Source organism: Rhodococcus sp. SMB37 (assembly GCF_004345605.1).
Lineage (GTDB): Bacteria > Actinomycetota > Actinomycetes > Mycobacteriales > Mycobacteriaceae > Rhodococcus.
The window spans coordinates 373,895-383,596 of the sequence record NZ_SLVY01000005.1 but is presented as its reverse complement, the minus strand read 5'-3'; the positions used below and the strand labels follow the sequence as shown (position 1 = coordinate 383,596).

Here is a 9,702-nt window from a genome sequence, read left to right as displayed (position 1 = left end):
GTGCGGTTGATGCGGGCGTTGTGGTCGGGGGAGCGGACGGATTTCGGGGGGGAGTTCTACAACACGGTGGGGGCGTCGATCTATGACGTGCCCGATGGTGGTATTCCGGTGTATGTGGCGGCGGGTGGTCCGGTGGTGGCGCGGTATGCGGGTCGGGCGGGGGATGGGTTCATCTGCACGTCGGGTAAGGGCATGGAGCTCTATACCGACAAGTTGTTGCCTGCGGTGGCGGAGGGTGCGGCGAAGGCCGAGCGTGATGTGGCGGGGATCGACAGGATGATCGAGATCAAGATTTCGTATGACACGGATCATGATCGGGCGTTGGAGAATACGCGGTTCTGGGCGCCGTTGTCGTTGTCGCCGGAGCAGAAGCACAGTATCGAGGATCCGATCGAGATGGAGGCGGCGGCGGATGCGTTGCCGATCGAGCAGGTGGCGAAGCGGTGGATTGTGGCGTCGGATCCGGAGGAGGCGGTGGAGCAGGTGAGGGCGTATGTGGATGCGGGGTTGAATCATTTGGTGTTTCATGCGCCGGGTCATGATCAGCGGCGGTTTCTGGAGTTGTTCGAGCGGGATCTGGCTCCGCGGCTACGCGCCCTCGACTGAGTTCGGATCATGCGGGCCGCGCCGCGCGTCGGTGCGGCCCGCATTAGGGTGAGATCCATGAGCGCCAACGTAGGGTCAGTGTCGAGCATCTACATCGCGGCCCCCGAGGGCGACACCGGGAAATCAGCCGTTGCGCTGGGCGTACTGCAGATGTTGTGCGCCTCCACCGCACGCGTCGGGGTGTTCCGGCCCATCGCCCGCTCCGACAGCGACACGGACTACATCCTCGAACTTCTCCTCGAATACACGACCGTCGACCTCGAGTACGACGACTGTATCGGCGTCAGCTACGACGACGTCCATGCCGACCCGGAAGCGGCGCTCAGCGACATCGTCACCAAGTACCATTTCGTCGCTGATCGGTGCGACGCCGTCGTCATCGTCGGCAGCGACTTCACCGAGATCACGAACCCCAGCGAGTTGTCGTACAACGCGCGGATCGCCGCGAATCTCGACGCACCCGTCTTGCTCGTCCTGCGCGGTGCGGGGCGTACCCCCGACGAGATCGCCCAGATTGCCGCGGTGTGTGCGCACGAACTGTCGGCGCACCACGCCCACCTCGGCGGAACCGTCGTCAACCGTTGCGACCCGGACCGCCTCGACGACGTCACGGCGGCGCTCGCCGACCGCACCGAAACCGTGTGGGCGCTGCCCGAAACCCCGATTCTGATGGCTCCGACGATGGGCGAGCTGCAGACCGCCATCGACGGTGAACTCTACAGCGGTGACTCCGACCTGCTGCAGCGCGAAGTGCTGCGCATCATGGTCGGCGGTATGACAGCCGAGCACATCCTCGAACGCCTCACCGAAGGCGTCGTGGTGATCGTGCCCGCCGACCGCACAGACGTCATCCTCGCGCTCGTCAATGCCAATGCCGCAGAAGGATTCCCGACGCTCGCAGGCATCATCATGAACGGTGGGCTGCTGCCCCACCCGGCGATCGCGCAGCTCGTCGCGGGTCTCAAGCCGAGCCTGCCGATCCTCACCACCGGGCTGGGCACCTTCGATACAGCCTCGGCGGCCGACCGCACACGAGGGCGCATGGCGCTCTCGGCGCAACGCAAGATCGAGACCGCGCTCGCGTTGATGGAGCAGCATGTGGACGCGTCGGAACTGCTCGAACGACTGCGGTTGCCACGTCCTTCGGTGACGACCCCGCAGATGTTCGAATATCAGCTCGTCGACCGGGCACGCGAACAACGACGTCACATCGTGCTGCCAGAGGGCGATGACGACCGGATTCTGCGCGCCGCGGGACGGGTCCTTCAGCGACGCATCGCCGACCTGACCATTCTCGGTGACGAGACTGCGGTGCGTCAGCGAGCCGCCGAGCTCGGCATCGACATCTCGGCGGCGAGCATCGACGATCCGCGCAAGTCCGCGCACATCGACACGTTCGCCGAGGAGTACACGCGGCTGCGGGCGCACAAAGGCATGACCGTCGAGCGTGCACGCGAAATCATGCGCGACATATCGTATTTCGCCACCATGATGGTGCACCTCGGGATCGCCGACGGCATGGTGTCGGGTGCAGCGCACACCACCGCGCACACGATCCGGCCCTCCTTCGAGATCATCAAGACCGAACCGGGCGTCTCGACGGTGTCGAGCATCTTCCTGATGTGCCTGTCGGATCGCGTGCTCGCCTACGGTGACTGCGCCGTGGTGCCCGACCCGACCGCCGACCAGCTCGCAGACATCGCGATCTCGTCGGCGACCACCGCAGCGCGATTCGGCATCGAACCGCGCATCGCCATGCTCTCGTACTCGACCGGCGAGTCCGGCTCGGGCGCCGACGTCGACAAGGTCCGCACCGCAACTGCACTCGTACGGGAACGGCGACCGGACCTGCCGGTGGAAGGGCCGATTCAGTACGACGCCGCGATCGAACCGTCGGTGGCCAGCACGAAACTTCCCGATTCCGCCGTGGCGGGCAAAGCGACCGTATTCATCTTCCCCGACCTGAACACCGGCAACAACACCTACAAGGCGGTGCAGCGCAGCGCCGGTGCGGTCGCTGTCGGCCCCGTGCTCCAAGGTCTGAACAAGCCCGTCAACGACCTGTCGCGCGGTGCGCTCATCCAGGACATCGTCAACACCGTGGCGATCACCGCAATCCAGGCCCAGGGAGATGCCCAGTGAGTACTCCGAACCCGCTGACTGCAGGCACCGTCCTCGTGCTCAACTCGGGCTCGTCGTCGATCAAATTCCAGCTCATCGACCCCGAGACGGCCGAGGCGCCGGCACACGGACTCATCGAACGGATCGGTGAACCCGACGGGCGGATCGTTTTCCACCACACCACGGGAACAGAGGAACACCTCGGGGAGATCCCCGATCACCGGACCGGTCTGCGGAAGGTGCTCGAGATGCTCGAAGGGCTCGGCCGCCCGCTCGAAGAGGTCGGGATCGTCGCCGTCGGTCACCGACTCGTCCATGGCGGCGACCGGTTCTACAAGCCGACGCTCATCGACGACTCGGTGGTGCAGGCCGTCTCCGACCTGTCCGTGCTCGCGCCTCTGCACAATCCGGCGAACGTCATCGGCATGGAGGTGGCCCGCGAAGAGCTACCCGACGTCCCGCACGTGGGAGTGTTCGACACCGCGTTCTTCCATTCGCTGCCGGCCGCTGCGGCGACCTACGCGATCGACCGGGACATCGCGCGGGAGAACGGTGTTCGCCGCTACGGATTCCATGGGACGTCTCACGAATACGTTTCGAATCGTGCCGCCGCGTTCCTGGGCCGTGACTACGGTGAGCTGAATCAGGTGGTGCTGCACCTCGGGAACGGTGCGTCGGCATCGGCGATCGCCCGTGGCCGCCCGCTCGACACGTCGATGGGTCTGACGCCCCTCGAAGGGCTCGTGATGGGCACGCGCAGCGGCGACATCGACCCCGGTGTCCTGATGCATCTCAACCGGGCCGCTGGGATGAACGTCGACGAGATCGACCGTCTCCTCAACCGCAGTTCCGGGTTGAAGGGCCTCTCGGGCGTCAACGACTTCCGGGCCCTTCTCGCGCTGATCGCCGACGGTGACGCCGACGCGAAACTCGCCTACGACGTGTACGTGCACCGTCTGAAGAAGTACATCGGTGCCTATCTCGCGATCCTCGGCGGAATCGACACGATCGTCTTCACGGGCGGGGTGGGGGAGAACAACATCGACGTCCGCCGCGACAGCCTTGCCGGCATGGAACGGCTCGGCATCGTTGTGGACCCGGCACGCAACGAGGAATCCGGTGGCGGTGAGCGCCGAATCTCCGCCGACGACTCGCAGGTCGAGGTGCTCGTGATCCCCACCGACGAGGAGCTCGCAATCGCGCGGGCCGCCGTCGCTTTCGCGTAACCCGATGTTCCGCGCGAGGACTACAGGAGGCTCCGGGGCCGGATGGCGTTCGCGAGGTCGACGAGTGTATAACGATGCATGCGCGCCGGCGCCTGCCTTGCGAGTTGACGCAACGCGGCCTCGGTGCCTCGTCGCAATCCCCGCTCGGTGAACGGTACGTCCAGGAAACGCGTGTGTTCGTGCCGGGAGCTGTGGCCGGCGCGCACCCACTCGAGCGCGGTGCTGAGTACGAGCGCTTCCATCTGGAGGGCGCGTCCCTCATCCGGCGGTAGAGCGGACACCCGCCGCGCCGCCTCTCGGAGGTCGGATTCGGTGACCGACTCGATGTCGCCGTCCCTCAACAGGATCAGCGTGCTCGTCATGTTCGCTGCACTGTGATGCCGTGACGTGGCCGGCACCTGATCGAGGATTTCCACCGCCGCGGTGAGGTTTGCGCGCGCGGTGAGCTGACGCGCCAAACCGAATGCGGCACTGACGATGTTGTGATCTGTACGCCACACCGTGCGATAGGACTCCTCGCAGAATCGTCGCCACGCAGACGGGTCGTCGCTCTCCCAATGCTGAAGGATCAACTCTGAGGTTGCGGCCAGCGCGAGCTTGGGCGCCAGCTCACCCGGCAACGCCTCGATCACCTTCTCGAATCGTCCGAACGCAACCTCGAGTTCCTCCATGAGCACCGACGCGAGTCCCGCGTACCAGTCGATGCGCCAGTCGGAGCCGATTTCGTTCTCCAGACGTTGGAGGACCTCGACGGCGTGTTCGGCTTCCCCCAGATCGAGATAGGCGCGTGTCTCGGCGAGTGTGAGTTCGCGGGAGAAGGCCACACCCGCGCTCCCGACGACGCGCTCGATGCCGCTCTCGCGGGCGTGCCGCAGCGAGTCGAGGGTCTGTTGCGGTTCACTGTGGACCGCAGCGGCGAGCAGCGCCGCGCTCGGATCGTTCGGATCGAGTAGCGGAACGGGAAGTGCCGCAGCCACATCGCGTGCTTCGATCGTGGAGTCCCGCTCGACCCCGTCGACGTACACATCGGTCTGTGCGATCGCCTCGTCGGTCCCGAAGGTGGTGCGCGGGGGACTGAACATGCGCGACAGACCCGGGTGCTCCGTGCCGCTCTTCTGTGACAGGATTTCTCGCAGAACTCCGGTCAGCTGGCCCGCGAGCTCGTCGGCCGACGCGAAACGCCGATTCGGATCGGGATCGGTGGCGCGCAGCAACAGCCGGTGGAACGAGTCGTGCTCGGCGAGGAGAGGCGCGTCGACGGGTGTGGGAAGTCCGTCGAGATAGCGTCCCTTGTCGGAGGGCATATCGAGGGTGAGCACCGCGAGGGTACGCCCGACCGTGTAGATGTCGCTGGCCACCGTCGGCCCGGTCCGTACGATCTCCGGTGCCTGGTAGCCGGGCGTGCCGTACAGGTACCCGTAGTCCTCGATCCCCGCGACGGCACCGAGATCGATGAGCTTGAGTTGCTCGTCGGTGACCATGATGTTCTCGGGTTTGAGGTCGTTGTAGACCAACCCGATCTCGTGCAGGTAGCCGAGAGCCGGCAGCGTCTCGAGTAGATAACCGATGGCCTGTTCGACAGGCATCCGCTTGTCGGGATAGGTACTGAGCACTTCGCGGAGCGAGTTACCACCCACGTACTCCATGACGATGTAGCCCATCGGGGTGCCGTCCGGCTGCGGGTGTTCGACGAAGTTGTAGATCCGGACAATGCTCGGATGACTCACTTCGGCGAGGAACTGTTTCTCCGCGACCGCGACCGCCTGGGCTTCCGCGTCACCGCTGTGGAGCAGTCCCTTGAGGACGACCCACCGGTCGCTGACATTCCGGTCGATCGCGAGGTAGATCCAGCCGAGTCCACCGTGTGCGATGCATCCCTGTACCTCGTACTGGCCTGCGACGAGTGCACCCGGGTGCAAGGCGGGCGTGAACTCGAACCGCGACCCACATTTCGGGCAGTTCCCCGACGTGGCGCCCGGGCCTTTCGGGGTGCTGCGCCCCACCGGGGTACCGCACTTCCAGCAGAAGCGTTTCCCCTCGGCGACATGAGGGTTGCGCAGGATCGCGGAAGACGGGTCGATGGGTGCGGGCACCGGGACCTCGACCAGATCCGCGACCCGCCGCCGCAGGTGCCCGCGCGAGCGCGAACGCCGAGTCGACGACCGTTGCGACGGAGTGCTTGCATGTGGTGCCGAATCGGGCAGTGGTGATCGCTGTGTGGCTGGAGCCGACCGTTGTGTCGCTCTCGTCGAACCTCCGGGTGACGGTGTCGACCTCCCTGCCGCCGTCGCACTGCGTTCGGTTGCCGGGGCGGCGGCCTGCGTCGCGGGGCCGGAGTCGGGCTCTTCAGGGACGTCGGGTTCTTCGGTGCCGGTCATGGATACCTCAATCGACGTACGTCGGGGCCGGTGGGGCGGGCGCCGGACCGAGAACCTGGAGGTACCGGTTGTACAACTCGGTCCACGTGCCGTCGGCACGGATTCGCGCGAGGGTGCCGTTGACGGCGCGCACCACGGCGTCGTGGTCGCGGGGGATACCGATGCCGTACGGCTCGGAACCCAGCGACGGGCCGACGAGCTCGAGGTACGGGTCCTGCGAGGCGAGTCCGGCGAGGATCGTGTCGTCGGTGGACACCGCGTCGACCTGTCGCTGTTGCAGGACGACGAGGCAGTCCGCCCACGACGGAACGGTGAGGATCGACGCCGCTGGTTGCAGCTGCTGCATCCGGGTCAGCGATGTCGTACCGGCTGCGATACACACGCGCCGGCCGGCGAGGTCCGATGCGCTGCGGATGTCGGAGTCCTTGACGACGAGTACCCGCTGCTGCGCGAGGAAGTACACCGTCGAGAAGTCCACATGCTCGCGTCGTGCGCAGGTGATACTCATCGTCTTCGCGACGATGTCGACCGTCCCGTCCTGCAGGGCTCGCTCACGTTCCGCGGAATTCAGGATCCGGAACTCCACGGCCTCGGGGTCGCCGAGGATGTCGCGGGCGATCTCGCGGGCGATGTCGACGTCGAATCCGGCGATACGGCCGGTCGCGGGGTCGCGGTAGCTCATCAGGTTGCTGCCGGTGTCGAGCCCGACGATCAGACGACCACGGGCCGAGATGGCGTCGAGAGCAGCTCCGGTGTCGTTGTCTGTGGGACGCAGACTTGCGGTGGGATCGCCGCACTCCGTCGGGGTGGGGAACGCAGAGGGGGACGGAGCGAAGGCTGCGCCCTCGGGCATCGGGAGCGAGACGGTCGCGGTCTCGGTGGTCGACTCGCGTGGCGGTACCTCGGTGGAACACCCCGCCGCCACCGCTGCGGCAACACACACGGCAGCGAGCCAGGGACCCGCCTGACGTCGCCAGGTCACTGGTACTCCCGAAGTCGCGGCCACAACCCGATGATGACACTGATCAGCGACAGCACCATCAGCGCGATCGCCACGGGCGCGAGACCCGACAACGTGCGCGAGGCTCGGAACTCGTTGTCGCGAAGTTCGTTGCGGGTTTGCTCTATTCCTTCGCCCAGCGCTGTGTCGAGGCGGGCGAACTGTGCGGTTGCTTCGTCGGGACCGGGCCCGGTGGCGAGTACGGCAGCAGCGGTGTAATCGCCACGCTCGAGCGCCGCCACAGTCCGTGCGTGCGAGTTGATCCATGCTGTCCGGGCTACTTCGGCCTGGTCTACCGCGTCGGTGCCGATCTCCACCGCACCGTTCGATGTGTACTGCTCGAGGAGATCCCCGAGTCGAGTGATCGTCTCATCGAATGCTCCGGTGTACATGCCGGTCACATCGCGCCGCGCGAGCAGGAGTGTTTCGGCTGTGCGCGATTGTTGTGCGAGGATCCGGCTCTCGGTGAGATCGGCGAGCGGCTCCGCGCCCTGTTCGATGGCGCGTTCGGTGGCGTTGGACGACACGAGCCCGGCTATCAGCAGCCAGCACAGCAGTGCTCCGGTAGCGCCGATGGCGATGATCAGCCCGGGGTTGAACGTGCGACGGGTCTTTCGACTGATGAGGACGTGGGCAGCACACAATGCGGCCACGGTGACGAGGAGCAGGCCGATCGCACTCCAGGGGGGAGCGACCGCTGCCCGCTGGGTCGAGTTGACCGCGGTCTCACCTTGCGTGTGGAGCTCCTGGGCCACCGGGAGCATCGACGTCTGCATCATGTTGGATGCTTCCGTCAGGTAGGCGGCACCCACCGGGTTACCGGTCCGATTGTTGGCGCGTGCGGTCTCGATCAACCCCGTGTACATGGGGAGCAAGCGCGCGATCGCCGCGATGTTCGCGGCGCCGAACTCGTCCTCTTCTGCCAGGCCGGCCGCCGCGACCACGAGCTCTCCCGAGGCCTCCGCGATCGCCTCGACATAGCGGTCGCGTACCTCGGCGGGTTCGATCCCGCCCGAGATGAACCCGGTGACGGCTGCCGCATCGGCAATGGACAACGCGCTGTACAGATTCTGGGCGGCGTTCGCGAGCGGCTCGGTGGTGGCGAGGAGCCGGTCGTGCGTGGCCTTCCGACTGCCCGCGACCTGGGCGGATGCCAGACCTGACACCACCAGGAGCACCGCGAGTACCAACCCCAGCGAGATCAATTTGGCGGGTGTCGAGCGGAACAGCTCCCGCAGGCCGTCGACGCGGCCGCCCGGCCCTTCGGAGTCTTCTGCGGGCGGTGTCGAACCGCCGACGGAATCGATCGGAGGGGTCACTCGTACATTCACGGCGAGCCCCTTCCTGGAAAACCTGATTGTGGCGAGCATATAAGTTGAATGGGGAGAATCGGCAGGCGTCCACATTGTCGGAGTTCCTTCCGGAGTGCGCGAGCCCCGGAAACCCGACACATGAAATGGGACGTCGCCCTCGCGATGTCGAGGGCCAGGAAGGCGGAGGCAATGCACGGTGACGGGGACGGCTGGGCCGTAGGACCCGACGGAGGACGTCGATGGGGTGTGCACGGCGCCGCGGGCCTGCTGCTGCGTGCACCCTGCAGTGACGGAACCCCGTCGGTGTTGCTTCAGCTTCGTGCGGCGTGGAGCCACCAGGGCGGAACCTGGGCGTTGCCCGGCGGTGCGCGCGACAGTCACGAATCCCCCGTCGACGCCGCCGTACGCGAGGCACACGAGGAAGCAGGCATCGACATCAATTCCGTTGCGGTGCGTTCCGAGCGGATCACCTCGGGAACACCCGGTTCCTGGACCTACACTACCGTCGTCGCAGATGCTCCCGCGCCGCTCGATACCACTATGAACGGGGAGAGCACCGAACTGCGGTGGGTGTCGGAGTCCGACGTCGAGTCGATGCCGTTGCACGCGGGATTCGCAGAGGCGTGGTCCGCGCTGCGCACCCGCCCGGTGCGGATGCTGCTCGACACCGCGAACGTACTCGGGGCCAGTGGGCCGTCCGGCTGGTGGCGCGACCGGCCCGGCGCCACCGGTGCGCTGCTCGCAGACATCGCCGCGGCCCTGCCGCGCACCGTCGAACTCCCGGATGGAACGTTCGGGTGGGTGTCGCGGGTCGAGGCAGTCCTCGAAGGGCAGGCGCGCAGCGCAGTCGTCGATGATGCCCGCACCCACGTGCATACAGCCGACGGAAGCGGCGACGACGAACTTGCGCGGCTTGCCGCGACCACAGTTCCCATCACGGCGACCGCGCTCGATCCGGCGGTGACGGTGGTGGTGACCGCCGATCGCGGCCTGCGTGATCGGTTACCCCAGGACACGGTCGCGTTGTCCCCGTCGACGGTGCTCGGCTGGCTGTAGCG

At 66.4% G+C, this 9,702-nt stretch carries 7 protein-coding genes; 4 read left to right on the top strand and 3 right to left on the bottom strand.

The genetic code is table 11. The features are described 5' to 3' along the window. From EV641_RS11415 to EV641_RS11405, 3 genes are all read left to right on the top strand, one after another. Positions 1–606: LLM class flavin-dependent oxidoreductase (locus tag EV641_RS11415; protein ID WP_132471846.1), on the top strand; the 606-nt coding region annotated here is incomplete at its 5' end. 57 nt (positions 607–663) lie between these two features. Then, positions 664–2,748 carry a phosphate acetyltransferase gene (gene pta / locus EV641_RS11410; protein ID WP_132471845.1) on the top strand — a complete coding sequence of 695 codons (2,085 nt, stop codon included), beginning with the start codon at positions 664–666 and terminating at the stop codon, positions 2,746–2,748. A 14-nt stretch (positions 2,749–2,762) separates the two neighbouring features. After that, on the top strand, positions 2,763–3,953 hold the full coding sequence (locus tag EV641_RS11405) for an acetate kinase (protein WP_054717938.1): 1,191 nt from the start codon (positions 2,763–2,765) through the stop codon (positions 3,951–3,953). 20 nt (positions 3,954–3,973) lie between these two features. Here EV641_RS11405 and EV641_RS11400 read toward each other — a convergent pair whose 3' ends face one another. The 3 genes from EV641_RS11400 to EV641_RS11390 are packed head-to-tail and all read right to left on the bottom strand — an operon-like array spanning position 3,974 to position 8,662. After that, a complete protein-coding gene (locus EV641_RS11400) occupies positions 3,974–6,331 on the bottom strand; it encodes a serine/threonine-protein kinase (RefSeq protein ID WP_132471843.1) in 2,358 nt (785 codons plus the stop codon). 7 nt (positions 6,332–6,338) lie between these two features. After that, positions 6,339–7,313 (bottom strand): glutamate ABC transporter substrate-binding protein, encoded by a 975-nt coding sequence (locus EV641_RS11395; protein WP_132471842.1) that lies wholly within the window; start codon positions 7,311–7,313, stop codon positions 6,339–6,341. Beyond that, positions 7,310–8,662 carry a hypothetical protein gene (locus EV641_RS11390; protein WP_132471841.1) on the bottom strand — a complete coding sequence of 451 codons (1,353 nt, stop codon included), beginning with the start codon at positions 8,660–8,662 and terminating at the stop codon, positions 7,310–7,312. Before EV641_RS11390 ends, EV641_RS11395 begins: the two co-directional genes overlap by 4 nt. Before the next feature lie 171 nt (positions 8,663–8,833). Here EV641_RS11390 and EV641_RS11385 point away from each other — a divergent pair, with 171 nt between their 5' ends. Continuing rightward, entirely contained in the window at positions 8,834–9,700 is an 867-nt protein-coding gene (locus EV641_RS11385; protein ID WP_132471885.1) for an NUDIX hydrolase, read from the top strand. Positions 9,701–9,702 lie beyond the last annotated feature (2 nt).